The sequence below is a fragment of the Bradyrhizobium sp. Ash2021 genome (genome assembly GCF_031202265.1).
Classification (GTDB): Bacteria; Pseudomonadota; Alphaproteobacteria; order Rhizobiales; family Xanthobacteraceae; genus Bradyrhizobium.
The window spans coordinates 5,306,835-5,325,183 of the sequence record NZ_CP100604.1 but is presented as its reverse complement, the minus strand read 5'-3'; the positions used below and the strand labels follow the sequence as shown (position 1 = coordinate 5,325,183).

Annotated in this window: 20 protein-coding genes; all 20 read left to right on the top strand. The window is 61.6% G+C overall.

Translation table 11 applies throughout. The features are described 5' to 3' along the window. Positions 1-34 precede the first annotated feature (34 nt). The 20 genes from frr to NL528_RS25530 all read left to right on the top strand — a co-directional run bounded on the left by frr (position 35) and on the right by NL528_RS25530 (position 18,347). Positions 35-598: a ribosome recycling factor gene (gene frr / locus NL528_RS25625; RefSeq protein WP_074276530.1), complete on the top strand. Its 564-nt coding sequence runs from the start codon at positions 35-37 to the stop codon at positions 596-598. Positions 599-661: 63 nt separating this feature from the next. Then, a complete protein-coding gene (locus NL528_RS25620) occupies positions 662-1,420 on the top strand; it encodes an isoprenyl transferase (RefSeq protein WP_309177232.1) in 759 nt (252 codons plus the stop codon). Beyond that, on the top strand, positions 1,417-2,292 hold the full coding sequence (locus NL528_RS25615) for a phosphatidate cytidylyltransferase (RefSeq protein ID WP_309177230.1): 876 nt from the start codon (positions 1,417-1,419) through the stop codon (positions 2,290-2,292). The genes NL528_RS25620 and NL528_RS25615 overlap by 4 nt, the downstream gene beginning before the upstream one ends. 4 nt (positions 2,293-2,296) lie before the next feature. Continuing rightward, positions 2,297-3,520, top strand: a complete 1,224-nt coding sequence (dxr, locus tag NL528_RS25610) for a 1-deoxy-D-xylulose-5-phosphate reductoisomerase (protein WP_309177229.1) — start codon at positions 2,297-2,299, stop codon at positions 3,518-3,520. Positions 3,521-3,563: 43 nt separating this feature from the next. Then, positions 3,564-4,715, top strand: a complete 1,152-nt coding sequence (gene rseP / locus NL528_RS25605) for an RIP metalloprotease RseP (protein WP_309177227.1) — start codon at positions 3,564-3,566, stop codon at positions 4,713-4,715. Positions 4,716-4,888: 173 nt separating this feature from the next. Beyond that, a complete protein-coding gene (bamA, locus tag NL528_RS25600) occupies positions 4,889-7,468 on the top strand; it encodes an outer membrane protein assembly factor BamA (RefSeq protein ID WP_309177226.1) in 2,580 nt (859 codons plus the stop codon). A 141-nt stretch (positions 7,469-7,609) separates the two neighbouring features. Next, the gene (lpxD, locus tag NL528_RS25595) at positions 7,610-8,677 is read left to right on the top strand and encodes a UDP-3-O-(3-hydroxymyristoyl)glucosamine N-acyltransferase (protein WP_309177225.1); all 1,068 of its coding nucleotides are present in this window, start codon (positions 7,610-7,612) and stop codon (positions 8,675-8,677) included. Beyond that, the gene (gene fabZ / locus NL528_RS25590; RefSeq protein WP_309177224.1) at positions 8,677-9,135 is read left to right on the top strand and encodes a 3-hydroxyacyl-ACP dehydratase FabZ; all 459 of its coding nucleotides are present in this window, start codon (positions 8,677-8,679) and stop codon (positions 9,133-9,135) included. Before lpxD ends, fabZ begins: the two co-directional genes overlap by 1 nt. A 195-nt stretch (positions 9,136-9,330) precedes the next feature. Next, complete coding sequence (locus NL528_RS25585; RefSeq protein ID WP_309177223.1) at positions 9,331-9,684, top strand: hypothetical protein; 354 nt, start codon at positions 9,331-9,333, stop codon at positions 9,682-9,684. 261 nt (positions 9,685-9,945) lie between these two features. Then, positions 9,946-10,749 carry an acyl-ACP--UDP-N-acetylglucosamine O-acyltransferase gene (gene lpxA, locus NL528_RS25580; RefSeq protein WP_309177222.1) on the top strand — a complete coding sequence of 268 codons (804 nt, stop codon included), beginning with the start codon at positions 9,946-9,948 and terminating at the stop codon, positions 10,747-10,749. Between the two features lie 19 nt (positions 10,750-10,768). After that, positions 10,769-11,626 carry a UDP-2,3-diacylglucosamine diphosphatase LpxI domain-containing protein gene (locus tag NL528_RS25575; RefSeq protein ID WP_309177221.1) on the top strand — a complete coding sequence of 286 codons (858 nt, stop codon included), beginning with the start codon at positions 10,769-10,771 and terminating at the stop codon, positions 11,624-11,626. Beyond that, positions 11,623-12,816, top strand: a complete 1,194-nt coding sequence (gene lpxB / locus NL528_RS25570) for a lipid-A-disaccharide synthase (RefSeq protein WP_309177220.1) — start codon at positions 11,623-11,625, stop codon at positions 12,814-12,816. Before NL528_RS25575 ends, lpxB begins: the two co-directional genes overlap by 4 nt. 291 nt (positions 12,817-13,107) lie before the next feature. Beyond that, positions 13,108-13,404 carry a hypothetical protein gene (locus NL528_RS25565; protein WP_309177219.1) on the top strand — a complete coding sequence of 99 codons (297 nt, stop codon included), beginning with the start codon at positions 13,108-13,110 and terminating at the stop codon, positions 13,402-13,404. 205 nt (positions 13,405-13,609) lie between these two features. Then, positions 13,610-14,206, top strand: coding sequence for a Fe-Mn family superoxide dismutase (locus tag NL528_RS25560; protein WP_074278610.1), 597 nt, complete (start codon positions 13,610-13,612; stop codon positions 14,204-14,206). Positions 14,207-14,282: 76 nt separating this feature from the next. Further along, complete coding sequence (locus tag NL528_RS25555) at positions 14,283-14,663, top strand: hypothetical protein (protein WP_309177218.1); 381 nt, start codon at positions 14,283-14,285, stop codon at positions 14,661-14,663. A 134-nt stretch (positions 14,664-14,797) separates the two neighbouring features. Then, positions 14,798-14,983, top strand: a complete 186-nt coding sequence (locus NL528_RS25550) for a hypothetical protein (RefSeq protein ID WP_309177216.1) — start codon at positions 14,798-14,800, stop codon at positions 14,981-14,983. 31 nt (positions 14,984-15,014) lie between these two features. Continuing rightward, complete coding sequence (locus NL528_RS25545; RefSeq protein WP_309177215.1) at positions 15,015-15,386, top strand: hypothetical protein; 372 nt, start codon at positions 15,015-15,017, stop codon at positions 15,384-15,386. Between the two features lie 112 nt (positions 15,387-15,498). Beyond that, positions 15,499-16,680 carry a chromate efflux transporter gene (gene chrA, locus NL528_RS25540; protein WP_309177214.1) on the top strand — a complete coding sequence of 394 codons (1,182 nt, stop codon included), beginning with the start codon at positions 15,499-15,501 and terminating at the stop codon, positions 16,678-16,680. A 49-nt stretch (positions 16,681-16,729) separates the two neighbouring features. Further along, positions 16,730-17,272, top strand: coding sequence for a PepSY domain-containing protein (locus NL528_RS25535; RefSeq protein ID WP_309177212.1), 543 nt, complete (start codon positions 16,730-16,732; stop codon positions 17,270-17,272). A 67-nt stretch (positions 17,273-17,339) separates the two neighbouring features. Beyond that, on the top strand, positions 17,340-18,347 hold the full coding sequence (locus NL528_RS25530) for a hypothetical protein (protein ID WP_309177211.1): 1,008 nt from the start codon (positions 17,340-17,342) through the stop codon (positions 18,345-18,347). Positions 18,348-18,349: the final 2 nt, after the last annotated feature.

Genomic DNA, 18,349 nt, shown 5'->3' with positions numbered 1-18,349 from the left:
GACGGCTGGTTTACTTCAAGGAGGGGAGAGCGTTATGCCCACGCCTGGTTTTGACATCAACGAATTGAAGCGCCGCATGCAAGGCGCCACCCAGTCGCTCAAGCACGAATTGGGCGGTTTGCGCACCGGCCGTGCCGCAGCGTCGATGCTGGAGCCGGTGCAGGTGGAAGCCTATGGCTCGCACATGCCGCTCAATCAGCTCGCGACCATCAGCGTGCCCGAGCCGCGGCTTCTCTCCGTCCAGGTTTGGGACAAGTCCATGGTCAAGGCCGTGGAGAAGGCGATCGTCGATTCCAATCTCGGCCTCAGCCCGGCCACCGAAGGGCAGGTGCTGCGTTTGAGGATTCCGGAACTCAACGAGGAACGCCGCAAGGAACTCGTGAAAGTCGCGCATAAATACGCCGAAGCCGCCAAGGTCGCGGTCCGGCATGTTCGCCGCGACGGACTGGATACGGTCAAGAAGCTCGAGAAGAATCACGAGATATCCGAGGACGATCAGGAACGCCTCGCCGGTGATGTGCAGAAAGCCACCGACGGGATGATTTCCGAGATCGATCAATTGCTGGCGGCGAAGGAAAAGGAAATCCTCACCGTTTGACGCCGCAAGACTACCCGTGCGACCCCTTGGAAAATTCCTTGGGACCCTTCCTGGGATTGAATGATGTCTAATGCCGCCGCCCCCGCAACCGAAGGACCGGATCGAACCGGCGGTCCCTTGCATGTGGCGATCATCATGGACGGCAACGGGCGCTGGGCGGCCGCGCGCGGTCTGCCGCGTGCGGAAGGCCATCGCCGCGGCGTCGAGGCGCTGCGGCGCGTGGTTCGTGCGGCACACGAACTCGGCGTGCTCTATCTGACGATCTTTTCGTTCAGCTCCGAAAACTGGTCGCGTCCGGCGACCGAAATCGGCGACCTGTTCGGCTTGCTCCGGCGCTTCATCCGCAACGATCTGGCGTCGCTTCACCGTGACGGCGTGCGGGTCCGCGTGATCGGTGAGCGTGAGGGCCTGGAGAGCGATATCTGCGCGCTCCTGAACGAAGCCGAAGAGCTGACCAAGGCCAATACCAAGCTCAACCTCGTCGTCGCCTTCAACTACGGTTCGCGCCAAGAAATCGCCAACGCCGCGCGTCGCCTCGCCCGCGAAGTTGCCGAGGGAAAGCGCGATCCCGCATCGATCGATGCCGATGCGATCGGTCAATATCTCGACACGCCCGACATTCCCGATCCCGATCTGATCATCCGCACCAGCGGCGAGCAGCGGCTGTCGAATTTCCTGATGTGGCAGGCGGCCTACAGCGAACTCGTGTTCGTGCCGATCCACTGGCCGGACTTCGACAAGGCCGCGCTTGAGAGCGCGATCGCCGAATATGCCAGACGGGAGCGCCGTTTCGGCGGTCTGGCCGCGAAAACCGGATCGTGACCGAGGGCGAAGCCGCACCTGCGGCGGCGGCCGAACCGGGTTCGCGCAATCTTTTGCTGCGCGTCGCCGTTGCATTGACGCTGGCGCCGCTGGCGATTGCGATCGCCTATGCCGGCGGATGGCTGTGGGCGGGTTTGGTCACGCTGGGCGCGATCGGCCTCTATGTCGAATGGCTGACGATCGTGGGCGCGGCGGGCGAAATGCGCGTCGTCGCCTCAGGCGTTGTCGCGCTGGGGCTGGGGGGACTTTGTCTCGCCACGGGACGGATCGATGCGGCGCTCGTTGTCTTTGTTGCCGGGCTCATCGTCGTTGCCTTGATCACGCCGGCGCAGCGCAACTGGACGGCGACCGGGTTTTTCTATGCCGCGGCGGCCGAGATCGCTTCGGTGCTGGTGCGTCTGGATTCGGTCAAAGGTTTCGCAGCACTGATATTGGTGCTGCTGGTGGTGTGGGTGACCGATATTGGCGGTTATTTCGCTGGCCGCGGCATCGGCGGACCGAAGCTCTGGCCCCGGGTCAGTCCGAAGAAGACGTGGGCCGGCGCCATCGGCGGCTTTGTTGCGAGCCTAATCGTCGCAGCGGGCTTCTATGCGTTCGATCATAACCAAGCCGCAGAGCACTCGCTGAAGCTCGAACTAGGGTCACTATTGGTATTGGGCGCAATGCTCTCGGTCGTGTCGCAATTCGGCGATCTGTTTGAGTCCGCTGTGAAACGGCGTTTTGGCGTGAAGGATTCCAGCCACATCATTCCCGGCCATGGCGGGCTACTGGATCGCCTGGACGGATTTGTCGCAGCCGTCGTCATGGCGGCAATTTTCGGGTTCCTTCGCGGCGGCGCCGATGGCGTCGGCCGCGGTCTTATGGTTTGGTGAAACAATGAGCGCAGTTCCATTGCGTAACAACAAGGCCGCGACATCCGCCGTGCGCACCGTGACCGTCCTTGGCGCCACCGGCTCCATCGGCGACAGCACCATGGATTTGCTGCGGGGCGCGCGCGAGCGCTATCAGGTCGAGGCGCTGACCGCGAATACCAATGTCGAGGCGCTGGCGAAGCTCGCCAGGGAATTCGGCGCGCGGTTTGCGGCGATTGCCGATCCGGACCGTCTCGGCGAATTGAAACAGGCTCTGGCCGGGACGCGCATCGAATGCGGCGCCGGCGAAAGCGCGATTATCGAAGCGGCCGCGCGCCCGGCGGACTGGGTGATGGCCGCGGTCAGCGGTGCGGCCGGGCTGAAACCTGCGCTTGCCGCGGTGGACCGTGGCGCGGCCGTGGCATTGGCCAACAAGGAATGTCTTGTCTGTGCCGGCGATTTCTTCATGCAGCGCGCAGCCAAAGCAGGGGCCTGCATCCTGCCGGCGGATTCCGAACACAATGCGCTGTTTCAGGCGCTAGGCTCCGGCAACCGCGAGGAGCTGGTGCGCGTGATCATCACCGCGTCCGGCGGCCCGTTCCGCACCTGGGCCGCCGCCGACATCGAGCAGGCCACGCTGGCCCAGGCCTTGAAGCATCCGAACTGGAGCATGGGTCAGAAGATCACGATCGATTCGGCCTCGATGATGAACAAGGGGCTCGAGGTGATCGAGGCCTCCTATCTGTTTGCGCTGACGCCGGACGAGATCGACGTGCTCGTGCATCCGCAATCGATCATCCACGGCATGGTCGAATTCTCCGACCGTTCGGTGGTCGCCCAATTGGGCGCGCCGGACATGCGGATTCCGATCGCGCATTGCCTCGGCTGGCCCGATCGGATCGTCGGCCCCTCGGCCAGACTGGATCTTGCCAAGATCGGGCAATTGACGTTCGAAGCGCCGGATTTCGAGCGGTTCCCCGGACTGCGGCTGGCTTACGAATCCTTAAGGACCGGACGGGGCGCGACTACGGTATACAATGCGGCGAACGAAGTGGCGGTCGCGGCCTTCATCGCCGGCCAGATCAGATTCGGCGCCATTGCGCGGCTGGTCGAGGCGACCATGAACGACTGGATTCGCTCCGGAAATCTCGCGCCCTTGACCTCGGCCGACGACGCGATTTCCATTGACCATGTTGCGAGAAATAAAGCTGCCTCCCTATTGCCTCAAATTGCCTTAAAGGCATCCTAGAGGGTTGGGGACGGAGCTTTCGGCTCTCGTCGAGGGGAATTGGATGTCTGAGTTTTTTCTACATAGTTTCAATACGTTGAGCCATGGGCTCATCGGTTACATCATTCCCTTCCTGTTCGTCCTGACCATCGTCGTTTTCTTCCATGAGCTCGGCCACTTCCTGGTCGCCCGCTGGGCCGGCGTGAAGGTGTTGACGTTCTCGCTCGGTTTCGGGCCGGAACTCTTTGGCTTCAACGACCGCCACGGCACGCGCTGGAAGGTCTCCGCCATCCCGCTTGGCGGCTACGTCAAGTTCTTCGGCGACGAGTCGGAAGCCTCCACGCCATCGGCCGAGGCGCTCGCCAACATGACCGAGGAAGAGCGCGCCGGCAGCTTCCACCACAAGCGGGTCGGACCGCGCGCGGCGATCGTCGCCGCCGGCCCGATTGCCAATTTCATCCTGGCGATCGTGATCTTCACCTGCCTGTTCACCTTCTTCGGCAAGCCGAGCACGACGGCGCGGGTCGACAAGGTAGAAGCCGGCAGCGCGGCTGCGGCCGCAGGCTTCCAGGTCGGCGACATCGTGACCGATATCGACGGCAAGACCATCGGAAGCTTCTCGGACATGCAGCGGATTGTCGGCGTTCGCGCCGGCGAGCAATTGTCCTTCACCGTCAAGCGCGGTGATTCCACGGTGCAGCTGCGCGGCACCCCGGAATTGCGCGAAGTGAAGGATCCGTTCGGCAATGTGCAGCGGCTCGGCGTGCTCGGCATTACCCGTGCCACCGCACCCGGCGATGTCCTGACCGAACGCGTCGATCCCGCGACCGCACTCTGGCTCGGCGTCAAGGAGACCTGGTTCGTGGTCGACCGCACGCTGGCCTATATCGGCGGCATCTTCACCGGCCGCGAAGCGGCCAACCAGGTCGGCGGACCGCTCCGGATCGCCCAGATATCGGGTCAGGTCGCCACCATCGGTCTTGCAGCATTGATTCACCTGGCTGCGGTACTCTCGATCTCGATTGGCTTGCTGAACCTGTTTCCGGTGCCGCTGCTCGATGGCGGTCACCTTTTGTTCTATGCGGTAGAGGCCGTCCGGGGCCGGCCGTTGTCGGAGCGGGCTCAGGAAATGGGGTTCCGAATCGGCCTCGGCCTTGTGCTCATGTTGATGGTGTTTGCGACCTATAATGACATCCTGCATCTCGCGGCATCGTGAAGCGGCTTTTTTGTGGCGTTGCCGATGGGCAACGTCTTGGAATGAAAATGGAATTGCACTGCGATGTCAGGTTTGCCCACCCGGTTAAATTGGCTACAAGCGACGCAGCAGATGGGAATCTGCCGGTTCGTAGGGATACGGGCCGGCATGGGAATGATAAGGGCGCGTTGCGCATGATGGTTGGAATGCGAGTGCGGGGGGGCTTGGTTGCCGCCCTGATCATGTTTGCCGTGCCGGTGGCTGCCACGCTGGCGGCTGTGCTCGTGTCCGCGCCGGCAGCCGCCCAAGGCGTGGCTTCGATCGGGGTTGAGGGGAACCGGCGCGTCGAAGTCGAAACCATTCGCTCCTATTTCAAGGCGGGTCCCGGCGGGCGTCTGACCCAGGCCGAGATCGACGACGGCCTCAAGGCGCTGATCGAGACTGGCCTGTTCCAGGACGTCCGGATCAACCAGACCGGCGGCCGGGTCGTGGTGGTCGTGGTCGAAAACCCCGTGATCGGGCGCATCGCCTTCGAAGGCAACAAGAAGATCAAGGACGAGCAGCTCTCGTCAGAAATTCAGTCCAAGCCCCGCGGCACGCTGTCGCGTCCGATGGTTCAGTCGGATGCCCAGCGCATTGCCGAAATCTACCGGCGCTCGGGCCGCTATGATGTCCGCGTCAATCCGGAAATCATCGAGCAGCCGAACAATCGCGTCGATCTGGTCTTCACGATCACCGAAGGCCAGAAAACCGGCGTCAAATCGGTCGAATTCATCGGCAACGTCGCCTATTCGTCCTATCGCCTCAAGGACATCATCAAGACGCACGAATCCAATCTCTTGAGCTTCCTCGGCGGCGGCGACGTCTACGATCCGGACCGGGTCGAGGCCGACCGCGATCTGATTCGCCGTTTCTACCTGAAGCACGGCTTTGCCGACGTGCAGGTGGTGGCCGCGCTGACCGAATACGATCCCGACAAGAAGGGCTTCCTCGTTACTTTCAAGATCGAGGAAGGCCAGCAGTACCGGGTTGCTTCGGTGGACTTCCAGTCCAGCATCGGCACGCTCGATGGGAACTCGCTGCGCAGCTTCTCGCGCGTCGGTGTCGGCTCGCTCTATAACGCCGAGGCGCTGGAGAAGTCGGTCGAGGAAATGCAGATCGAGGCCTCGCGGCGCGGCTATGCCTTCGCGATCGTGCGCCCGCGCGGCGACCGCAATTTCGAACAGCACACCGTTTCGATCGTCTTCACCATCGATGAAGGCCCGCGAACCTATATCGAGCGCATCAATATCCGCGGCAACACCCGCACGCGCGACTACGTGATTCGGCGCGAATTCGATATCTCCGAAGGCGACGCCTACAACCGCGCGCTGGTCGATCGCGCCGAGCGCCGGCTGAAGAACCTCGATTTCTTCAAGAGCGTGAAGATCGTGACCGAACCGGGATCCTCGAGCGATCGCATCATCCTGATCGTCGATCTGGAAGAAAAATCGACCGGCGATTTCTCGGTGTCGGGCGGCTACTCGACCACCGACGGTGCGCTCGCCGAAGTCAGCGTTTCCGAACGCAACTTCCTGGGGCGAGGCCTGTTCGCCAAGGCGTCGGTCACCTACGGCCAGTATGCGCGCGGCTACTCGCTCTCGTTCGTCGAGCCCTATCTGCTGGACTATCGCGTTGCGCTCGGTCTCGACCTGTTCCAGCGCCAGCAGCTTGCCAACAGCTATATTTCCTACGGCACCAAGACGATCGGCTTCAGCCCGCGGCTTGGCTTCAGCCTGCGCGAAGATCTCGCGCTGCAGCTTCGCTATTCGATCTATGAGCAGCAGATCCAGCTGCCGAGCAATCTGGCGAACTGTAACAATAACCCGAACAACGGGCTGCTCGCGTTCAACCCGTCGCCGGCCTTTGCGAATTTGAACAATATTCCTGCCGGGGGTACTGCAACGTCAGGGGGCCAATCCGCCACCGACACCTCGGGCATCGGGCTGTGGTGCTTCAGCGACGGCGAAGCTTCGCTGCCGGTCCGCAAGGAGCTGCAGAGCGGCCAGACCCTGACCTCGTCGCTCGGCTATTCGCTGAACTACAACACGCTCGACAACAACAAGAACCCGACCGACGGCTTGATCGTCGATTGGAAGCAGGATTTCGCGGGCGTCGGCGGCGACGTCAGCTACATCAAGTCCGCCATCGACGCGAAATATTACACGCCGCTGGTTTCAGACATCGTTGGCGTGATTCACGGCCAGGCCGGCATCCTGAACCAGTTGGGCAACACCCCGTTGCGAATGCTCGACCACTTCCAGATGGGGCCGAACCTGGTGCGCGGCTTTGCCCCGAACGGCATCGGCCCGCGTGACATCAATCCCTACGGCACCGGCGATGCGCTCGGCGGCACCAAGTACTGGGGCGTGTCGGCGGAGTTGCAGATGCCGTTCTGGTTCCTGCCGAAGGAAGTCGGGCTCAAGGGCGCGGTCTATGCCGACGCCGGCGGTCTCTACGATTACAAGGGGCCAACGGAGTGGATTGCAACGGGCGAAACGAATGCCCCGGGCTGTATCAAGCCGACGCAGGTCAGTGCGACGACCTCGGCAAATCCCGGCACCTGCCTCGGATTGCAGTACGACGACAGCAAGGTCGTCCGCTCGTCGGTGGGTGTCGGCTTGATCTGGGCATCGCCGTTCGGACCGCTGCGCTTCGACTATGCGGTTCCGCTCACCAAGGGTAGGTTTGACCGAGTCCAGCAGTTCAAGTTTGGCGGCGGAACATCGTTCTAAAGCAATATGATCTAAGCGTTTTCGAGCGAAGTGGGTGCCGGTTCGCGTGAAGAAAACGCGTCAACGCAAAGCAGGGCTCCGGTTCTGATCGATCAGAGCCGAAGCTCTGGTCCGATCACCGGCCGGACTGCGACGGGTGGAATGGCGCAGCCGAACTTCTTCAAGCAACCCCCTTCGTCGACGCTGGCCGATATCGCCACGCTGACGAAGGCAGAGTTGGTCGACCCCGCGCGGGGCGGCCTCAAGATCAGGGGACTGGCGTCGCTCGACGAAGCCGGCCCCATGCATCTGACGTTTTTCGACAACCTCAAATACGCTGATCAACTCGCGTCGACCAAGGCCGGCGCGTGCCTGGTCAGCCCGCGTTTCGAAGCCAGGGTCCCCGCCCATGTCGCCGTGCTGCGGGCGGCGCAGCCGTTCCGCGCCTTCGTCACGCTCGCCCGCGAATGGCACGGCGACGCGCTCCGCCCGCAATCCTGGTGCGACAATGACGGCATCGCGCCGTCGGCGATCATTGACCCAACGGCCCATCTGGAGGACGGCGTGATCCTCGATCCGCTCGCGGTGATCGGCCCGAGGGTCGAAATCGGCGCCGGCACCGTGATCGGCGCCGGTGCCGTGATCGGCGCCGACGTCAGAATCGGCCGCGACTGCAATGTCGGCGCGCGCAGCGCCATCCAGTTTGCCCTGATCGGCAACAACGTGCTTATCCATCCCGGCTGCAGCATCGGGCAGGATGGCTACGGCTTCATTTTCTTCGGGCCCGAAGGCCATTTGAAGGTGCCGCAGACCGGCCGCGTCCTGATCCAGAACGATGTCGAGGTCGGCGCCGGCACCACGATCGACCGCGGCAGCCTGCGCGACACCGTGATCGGCGAGGGCACCAAAATCGACAATCAGGTCCAGATCGGCCACAATGTGACCATCGGCAGGCACTGCCTGCTGGCGGCCCAGATCGGGCTCGCCGGCAGCCTGACGATCGGCGACAATGTGGCGCTGGGCGCCAAGGTGGGTATCAACAATCATCTCAAGATCGGCGACGGCGCCCAGGTCACGGCGATGAGCGCGGTCAAGGATGACATCCCGCCCAACGGCCGCTGGGGCGGCCATTTTGCCAAACCGACCAAACAATGGTTTAGGGAGATTATTGCGGTGGAGCGTCTGGTGCGCGACAGCACGGCCGATCCGAAGGGCGAGGGGCGGGAGTGATGGAGGAGGCACCGGTCAGATTTGAGCTCGTGGATATCAATGAAATCCTCAAGACGCTCCCGCACCGCTATCCGATGCTGTTGATCGACCGGGTGATGAAGATCCGGACCGATTACAGCGGCATCGGCGTCAAGAACGTCACCTTCAACGAGCCGCCGTTTCTTGGGCATTTTCCGGATCGCCCGGTCTATCCCGGCGTGATGATGATCGAAGCCATGGCGCAGACCGCCGGCGTCATCGGCATCAAGTCGGTCGAAGGCACCGAGAAGCCGCGCGCGGTTTACTTTTTGACCATCGACAAATGCAAGTTTCGCAAGCCGGTGATGCCCGGCGACACCATCGAGTACCACATGCGCTCGATCGGCCGCCGCAAGACCATGTGGTGGTTTCACGGCGACGCCAAGGTCAACGACACCACGGTCGCCGAAGCCGACGTCGGCGCGATGCTGACGGATTGAGGCGGGACCGGTCGGCAAGATCGGTAATCGATTCTGCCACGTTGATTTCGCCGCGGTTTGGATTGTACCGCTTTGCGCAACGGGGTATTTTGCAGGATCAAGGGATCGCCGTCTGCAGGCGGAACTTCAGCCCGGCTTGCGGTTTGTCAGTCTGGCGTCGACGGCCTTCTCGGCGCTTGCGCGCGAGACCGGTTGATGAGTTTTATCAAGGTGTCGATGGCGGTGATGGCTTTGGCTGCCGTTCTGGCAGGAAACGCAACCGCGCGCGACGATGGCCGCTATTCCGGGTCCCCGCTGAAGCCGTGGTTCGACACACTCAGGAGCGCAAAGGGATTGTGTTGCTCCGTTGCGGACGGTTTTGTCGTCGCCGATCCGGACTGGGAATCCAAAGACGGGCACTTCCGCGTTCGTATCGAGGGCGAGTGGATCATGGTTCCGGATGATGCCGTCGTTACGGAGCCAAACCGCGCCGGTCGAACCATGGTCTGGCCCCTCAAGGGCCCGTCCGGGACTTCAATCCGCTGCTTCATGCCCGGCAGCATGACGTGATGTCTGCGGATCCGGGATGTCTGCCTAGCCGGGCGAACGATCATTCCAATTTCAAGTGCGCCTTTTCCAGTGCTTCATGATCAATGCGCTCGCCGCCGGCTGCGAGAAATTGCTGCCGGGATGCGGACCCCGATCATGGGTGCAGCGCCGAAATACGCCGTAACGATACGTCACTAGACAGCATCAGCATGTCGCGGTAACCACCGGAAAACCCGACGTTTTAACCTCCCTTCTTGTTAACGAATCGGCGGACCTGTCTGGATGAGCATGATCGATCCCACCGCGCGGATTGAAGACGGCGCGGTGATCGGCGAGGGCACCTCGATCGGTCCCTACTGCATCATCGGCCCCCACGTCGTCATCGGCGACAGCTGCAAGCTGATCGCGCATGTCCATATCACCGCGAAAACCACCATTGGCGCCGGCTGCACGATCTATCCGTTCGTCTCGCTCGGCACCCCGCCGCAATCGCTAAGCTATCGCGGCGAACTCACCCGGCTCGAGATCGGCGCGGGCTGCACGATCAGAGAATCCGTCACCATGAACGCCGGTACGGTCGCGGGCGGCGGCGTCACGCGGGTCGGCGAGCGCGGCTATTTCATGAACTGCAGCCATGTCGGGCATGATTGCCAGGTCGGCAATGACGTGATCTTCGCGACCTCGGCAACCCTCGGCGGCCATTGCGAGATCGGCGATTTCGTCTTCATCGGCGGGCTCTCTGCAGTGCACCAGTTCACGCGAATCGGTCCGCAGGTGATGGTCGGCGGAGTGTGCGGCGTGCGCGGCGATGTGATCCCGTTCGGCCTCGTCAACGGCCAGTATGCAAGCCTCGAAGGGTTGAACATCATCGGCATGAAGCGCCGCAAGTTTACCAAAGAGCGGCTGGCGACCGTGCGGTCGTTCTACCAAAAACTGTTTCACGGCCCCGGGATATTTGCCGAGCGGCTGACCGCAGTGCAGCCGATGGCCGCGCAGGATCCGGCGATTGCGGAAATCCTCGCCTTCATTGGCGACGGCAAGCACCGCGCGCTGTGCCTTCCGGCCGACGACGGCAACAAGCACTGATGACGGGATCGCCGCAACCATGATGTCGGCGGTTTCAGGGATTTCCTCGCCGGTGGGCGTGATCGCAGGTGGCGGCGCCATGCCGTTCGCGGTGGCGGATTCGCTCACCGCACGCGGCATCGCACCCGTGATCTTCGCGCTTCGAGGCGCCTGCGATCCGGTCGCGGTGGAACGCTTCCGCCATCACTGGATTTCGGTCGGCCAGCTCGGCCGCGCGACAAAGCTGTTTCGCAGCGAAGGCTGCCGCGACCTGATCTTCATCGGCACGCTGCTGCGGCCGGCACTGTCGGAGATCAGGCTGGACTGGGGCACGATCCGCGTGATCAGCAAGGTGATGACGTCGTTTCGCGGCGGCGACGATCATCTGCTGTCGGGGATCGGCCGTATTCTCGAACAGGATGGTTTCCGCATGGTCGGAATCAGGGATGTCGCCCCTGACGTCCTGATGCCCGAGGGGCGCATTGCCCGCGCAGCGCCGGATCCCGCCGCGACCGCCGATATCGCCAGGGGGCAGGAGGTGCTCCGCGCGCTCGGGCCATTCGATATCGGCCAGGCCGTGGTCGTGATCGACGGTCACGTGGTGGCGGTGGAAGATATCGAAGGCACCGACGGCCTGCTGGCGCGCGTGGCGCGGCTGCGCGCCGAGGGCCGCATCCGCGCCAAGGCCGGCCGCGGCGTGCTGGTCAAGGCGCCGAAGAGCGGCCAGGATCTGCGCTTCGACCTGCCGACGGTCGGGGCCAAAACCATCGAAGGCGCGGCCAAGGCAGGGCTTGCCGGCATTGCCATCATCGCCGGTCACACCATCGCCGCTGAATCGCAGACGATGATCGAAGCGGCCGACAGGGCCGGCCTCTTCATCCAGGGCCTGCCCGCGTGACGGCGGCGCGCCCAATCGCCGATCGGGGGCGGAAAATCTTTCTGATCGCGACCGAGGAATCCGGGGATCGGCTCGGCGCCAATCTGATGAAGGTTTTGCGACAGCGCCTTGGCGACGCGGTGCGATTCGAAGGCGTCGGTGGCCGCTCGATGGCGCGCGAGGGGCTGGTATCGCGGTTTCCGATCGAGGAACTGTCGATCATTGGCCTTGCCGCGGTCGTCAAACATTTGCCGAAAATCCTGCGGCTGATCCGGGAAACCGCGGCCGCCGTGACGGAAGCCAGGCCGGATATTCTCGTCATCATCGACAGCCCCGATTTCACCCACCGCGTCGCCAGGCGCGTTCGCGCCGCCGACCCCCAGATCCCGATCGTGGATTATGTCTCGCCCTCGGTCTGGGCGTGGCGCCCGGGGCGGGCCCGCGCGATGCTCTCTTATGTCGATCATGTCCTGGCCCTGCTGCCGTTCGAGCCGGCGGCCTATCAGCGGCTTCGCGGCCCACCCTGCAGCTATGTCGGCCATCCCCTGACCGAGCAGCTCGCCGCGCTGCGGCCTGGCGCCGATGAACAGAAGCGGCGTGATCTGGCGCCGCCGGTGCTGCTGGTGCTGCCGGGAAGCCGCCGCAGCGAAATCCGCCACCACATGGCCGTGTTCGGCCAGGCGCTGGGCCGGCTGCGCGACGACGGTGTGGCGTTCGAACTGGTGTTGCCGACCATGCCGCATCTGCAGGAGGCGATCGCCGAAGCGTTGGCGGGCTGGCAGGTGCAGCCCCGCATCGTGGTCGGCGAGCAGGAGAAGCGGGCGGCGTTCCGGATCGCGCACGCGGCCTTGGCGAAATCCGGCACCGTCACGCTCGAACTCGCGCTCTCGGGCGTGCCGATGGTGACGGCCTACCGGACCGGCTCGGCGGAAGCCTGGATTTTGCGCAAGGCGATCAAGGTCAATTCGGTGATCCTCGCCAATCTCGTGATCGGCGAGAACGTCGTTCCGGAATTTCTGCAAGAAGACTGCACGCCGGAAAAACTGTCGCAGGCGCTGCGCGAGGTGCTCGGCGATTCAGCGCTGCGGCGAAAACAGCTCGAGGCTTTCGCAAAGATCGATCGGATCATGTCGACCGGCAACCAGCCGCCGAGCGCCCGCGCCGCCGATATCGTGCTGGCGACGATGCGGAAGGCGCGAAGGACGAATTAGCGGACGGTTGCAAGGTTCCGGCGTGCCCCAACACAAACCTCACCCGGGAAGGCGCTAACTCGATCCGCACAAATTTGTGATGCGCAGTTCGAGGAGCGCTTGAAGGTGCGAGTTTGTTGGGAAAGCAGACGCGAGTGCTCCGAGAAAGGAGGCTTGAAAGGTGCTCGGTAGCGGTTCCTATTGCGTTTGCGATCGGGCCAAATTAATAATCCCGAAGGGGAAGAAGCAGTCTCCCCTTGAGACTCCGGTCCAATGACTGCGCAACACTCGATTTGTCGAGGAGATTTGCGCATGGATCGAAGCAAACACTCAATTTCCCCGAATGACCTGTATGCACGGCCAGGCTCCGAAGCGGCGCCGATTGTCGTCGACGTACGGCGCGATGCTGACATTGCCGGTGCCGATCGGCTGGTTGCTCCCGCTTTAGTGGTTCGGGCGACGGACGACAAATTCACCGTCTCCCTCGATCGGATTTGGTTGTTTACCGGGTTCAACAAGACTCTGTCCCGGCCGGGCCGCATCGCGTTTTGGAGCAAAGGCGACAGCATCACGCGGTTCGACCCGATCGAGATCGTACCGTTGCCATGAGCCTGCAACCAGTCAGTCATCTTCCGCATTCACCTCCCGCATTCACCTTTCGCGACTGTCAGCCCAGGAGATTTCCATGACCATCTCAACCGAACGCCGAAGCTTCATTCAGGGAGCAGGGCTCGTCGCTGCCGCCGCATCGACAGCGACGCTGGCCGCGAACCCTGCATTCGCCCAAAGCAACCAACCGAGCGGAGCCAGAACGATGTCGTATCAAGCAAAACCCCTGTCACTCGACCCAAAGTCGATCAAGGGCATTTCGGAAAAGGTTCTCGTGAGCCACTATGAAAACAACTACGTTGGTGCCGTAAAGCGCCTCAACGCGATCGGCGCGCAGCTGGCCGAGCTCGATTTCGCCAAGGCGCCGAATTTCATGGTCAACGGCTTGAAGCGTGAAGAGTTGATCGCTGCGAACTCGATGATCCTGCACGAGATATATTTCGATGGGCTCGGTGGTGGTGCCGCCGCAAGCGGCGCGCTGGCGGAGGCCATCGTTCGCGACTTCGGCAGCCTCGAGCGCTGGCGCTCGGAATTTGTCGCGATGGGCAAGGCGGAAGGCGGCGGCTCCGGCTGGGTGATCCTGTCCTACTCGCCGCGCGACAAACGCCTCGTCAATCAATGGGCCGCGGACCACACCACGACGTTGGCCGGCGGCCGGCCGGTGTTGGTGCTCGACATGTACGAGCATGCCTATCATATGGACTACGGTGCGGCCGCCGCGCGCTATGTCGACATCTACATGGAGGCCATCCGCTGGGACAACGCCGCGAAGCTGTACGATCAGTACAGCCGCGAAAGCTAGTGGCTGCGTGCGAGATACCTTGCGTAGAGATGCACAATTGGCTGGCGATGCGGCACGCTTACGACGGAGTTCGGTCATGAGCTGCCGAGCGTCACAAATCCTTGCGCTGACAATTTTGTTGCCTGCGACGGTTTGTGTACGGACTGCGCACGCGGAGGAAACGTTCAAACTGCTTGGCGAGAAGGAAATCCAAGCAAGAGTAGTCGGCAAGGACATTACCGATAGCACTCATTGGGTGAGTTACCTCCGGCCCGACGGCGTACTCCTTAGCGACGAAATGGGTCGGAAATGGACCGGGACCTGGAAAATACAGAACAACAAGCTCTGCATGTCGAATCCAAATCTGGAGTCGTCCGATTGCAATGAAGTCTGGATGTCGGGCGCCAGCATAAGGATGCGGGCGAACAAGGGTCAAGAGACCTTCGACGCCGTCGTCGAGAAACACAAGGCGAATTGATCACAGGCTTCATGCTCACAAGAGCAAGAACCCGCAACCAGGCCAACCAAGGAGGACCGAACAATGCGTAACATGGTTTAGACGGCGAGCACGAAGAGCTAGGTCTCCCCGCTTTCAAAAAAGGTACTCTCATCATGAAAATCTTTGCGATGGCGTTGCTGATTCTTACTGGCCTTTGGGCCGCTAATGAAGCGGCACAGGCTCAATCCAGCTGCAAGGTATGCAGCGAGCAGCAAGCAGCGTGCATGAAGAATTATGCCGGGCCGACCTGCAAGTCCGAATATAAAATGTGCATGAAATCTTGCGGAAAGAAGTCGTGAACCGCTGATTTGCTTGGGATATGGCGCAATCTTGAAGAAATTGTCTGTATTCGCTGCCGTAACAATAGGCTCGCTCTCGTCCACGATCAGGCCCGTCGCGGCAGAGAACGTACAAAAACTTTCGGGCAATCAAATCCGCGCAAAAATCGCCGGGATGCAGCTGACCGACGAAGTGCATTGGCGTGACGTCTACGACCGTGACGGCTCGTTGAGAAGCTATGCAGATGGAAAGAAGAGAGTCGGCAAATGGGTAATCGAGAAGGACGAGCTCTGTGTTTATTTCAAGGAACCGGAAGATGGTTGTTACGAAGTGTCGCTCTCGGGGAATCGCATTGAGATGAAGCCCTTCGGGTTGGGTTTGACCATCGAAGGTATTCTCCAGAAGCCAACTGATCGTAACTGAGTGGAAATGTAAATGACGACGCGAGACACACGGACCAGCATCAGCCGACCGGTCCTGCGACAATCCGACGGCAAGGGCGAAATTCGAGATCTCACAACGGGCGGGGCATGACATGACGACGACTACAACGACAATTCCGAGCGGCGGAATCAGCGAGTTGGTGCGGTACTTCCTGCGCCTCGGCTTTCTCGGCTTCGGCGGTCCGGTTGCGCTGGTCGGCCAGATGGAGCGCGAACTGGTCAATGAGAAAAAATGGCTCACGAAAGACCAGATGCGCGAGGCCATCGCGATCTGCCAGTCACTTCCCGGACCTCTTGCGATTCAGGTTGGCATCTACGTTGCTTATCTCCGTTGCGGGTTTTGGGGAGCCTGGGCGGGTGGCTGGGCTTTCATCCTTCCGAACTTTGTCATCGTCGCCGCACTCGGTGCCCTCTATGTCTATCTCGGCGACCTGCAGCCGGTAACCGCCATCTTCTACGGCGTGAGCCCGGCGGTTATCGCGCTGATCCTGCATTCCTGCTACCGGCTGGCCAAGCTTGGCATGGAAGACTGGTTGCAATGGGTGATCGCGGCGGTCTGCGTTGCCGTTACCGTTATCCTTCAAGCCGAAGTGGCGCTGCTGTTCATCGGCGCAGGCATTGTCGGAATTCTGTATTACGGCAGCCTGTTTAAGCGAACGCCAACAGCGCTCTCGGTAACCGTGGCGCCGGTTCTCGCACAACTCGCGCCCACTGCCTCAAGCTCAATTCTCGGCAAGCTTTTGCTCTTCTTCCTCAAGGCGGGCTCGCTCACCTTTGGAAGCGGCCTTGTGATCGTGCCGTTCCTTGAGCAGGGACTGGTTCAACAATTCGGCTGGCTGGATCAACGCCAGTTCCTGATCGCAGTGGCCATTGGCATGATCAGCCCGGGACCGGTTGTCATCACCGCGACCTTTGTCGGCTATCTCGTCGCGGGATTCTGGGGCTCGCTCGTCTCGACGATCGGCATTTTCCTTCCATCGTTTCTGCTGGTGCTGATAGCAGCACCACTGCTCGCACGTCATCGCGGCAATCCCAACGTGCAGGGATTCGTCAAGGGTGCCTACGCGGCGGCGATCGGAACGATCCTGGGAGCCTGCATCCTCTTGGGACGGATCGCCGTCGGTGATTGGCTGACCGCCTTGATCGGGCTGGTCTCGCTCGCTGTTTTGTTCCGCTGGAAAGTCAGCAACCCGCTCCTGATTGCCGCAACGGCCGTCGTCGGCCTGATCGCGTTTCCGTTGCTGCAGCCCACTTGGGTCATGACGAAATTCTAAATCAAGGAAGGCGAAATGGGGCGATAACAACCCACCGAAGGAGGTCAACATGACCCGAAGAAAGATGTTGCTGATGACTGGCGGCGCGACGGTGCTTGGACTGGCCGCCTTGGTAGGCTTCGCCGATCAGAATGCTATCTTTGCAAACGACGATGATGACGAAGGTCAGGAGAAGCTCATCAAACTGCTGGACACTTCGAAGATCAACCTGCAGCAGGGTCTAGCGGCCAGCGAACAGCAGGGCCAGCCGATCTCGGCTAAATTCGAGGTCGACGAGGGCAAGCTCCAGCTTTCGGTCTATACCGCGAAAGATGGCAAGTTCTCGGAGGTGCTGGTCGACTATACCAATGGCAAAGTGATGAAGGCAGAGCCAATCACCGAGGGAGACGACCTCGCAGCGGCCAAATCGCAGAGCGCGACGATGGCCAAGGCAAAGACCACGTTGAAGGACGCGGTCGATAAGGCCGCCGCCCAGTCAGCCAAAATCCGGGTGGTAAGTGCGGCGCCCAGCCTGAAAGACGGGCGTCCCGTTGTTTCGATTGCCTTCCTCGACGGTGAGCAAATGAAAACTGTGCAACAGCCCTTGGATTAGGGGCGCCTCTGCACTGAGCAACGCATCGGCAGAGAGACGCCGTTCGTCCCTCGGGAATGGTGTGGCGATGTTGAATTCGCTTCGGACAACCTTGACGGTGTTAGCCAGCATTGTGATGCTGGCTAACGCCGCAGCCCCTGCTCAGTCAGCGGATGCAAGCCCGCTTCAACTCGAGACCAAAATTGTGCTGGGCGACGTGCGTGGCCGCATCGATCACATGGCGATCGATTTGAAGAGGCAACGTTTGTTCGTTGCCGAGTTAGGCAACGATAGTGTCGGAATTGTTGATCTCGCAAATCGCAAATTGATCCGCAGGATCGCGGGACTGAAGCACCCACAAGGCGTCGGGTACGAGCCCACGACCGATATGCTTTATGTCGCCAATGCCGGTGACGGCTCGGTGCACTTGTTTGAAGGGAGCGACTACAAGGCCACGGGACGAATCGAGCTTGGTAGCGACGCCGACAATGTTCGCATCGACGCGGCGGCCCGTCGGGTCTTGATCGGGTACGGCAGTGGAGCGCTGGCCGTGATCGATCCCGCAACCCGCCGCAGGGTGGGAGACATTTCACTGACGGCGCACCCCGAAAGTTTCCAGATCGACCTGGATACCAGCCAGATCTTCGTCAACGTCCCGGAGGCGCGAGGGATCGCGGTCGTGGATCAAGGTTCGCAAAAGCAAACCGGAAAATGGCCGCTGGCCAATCGGAGTGCGAATTTTCCGATGGCCCTGGATCCCGTCCGTCGCCATGTCCTCGTGATCTTTCGCTCTCCCGCCGAACTTGGCGTCTTTTTAATGACGGACGGCAAGCCGATCGCGACGATCGAAACCTGCGGCGATGCCGACGACTTGTTTGTCGATGCCAAACGCGCGCGCGTTTACGTCAGTTGCGGGGCTGGCTTCCTGGATGTTTTGGAAGCGAAAGACGGGACGTATCGCCGAATCGTGCGTATCCCCACGGTTTCCGGCGCCCGAACTTCGCTCTTTGTGCTCGAGATGGATCGTCTGCTGCTTGCCGTCCGGGCGAGTTCCGGAGAGCCCGCAGCCATTTGGGTATTCCGGCCAACGCCTTGATT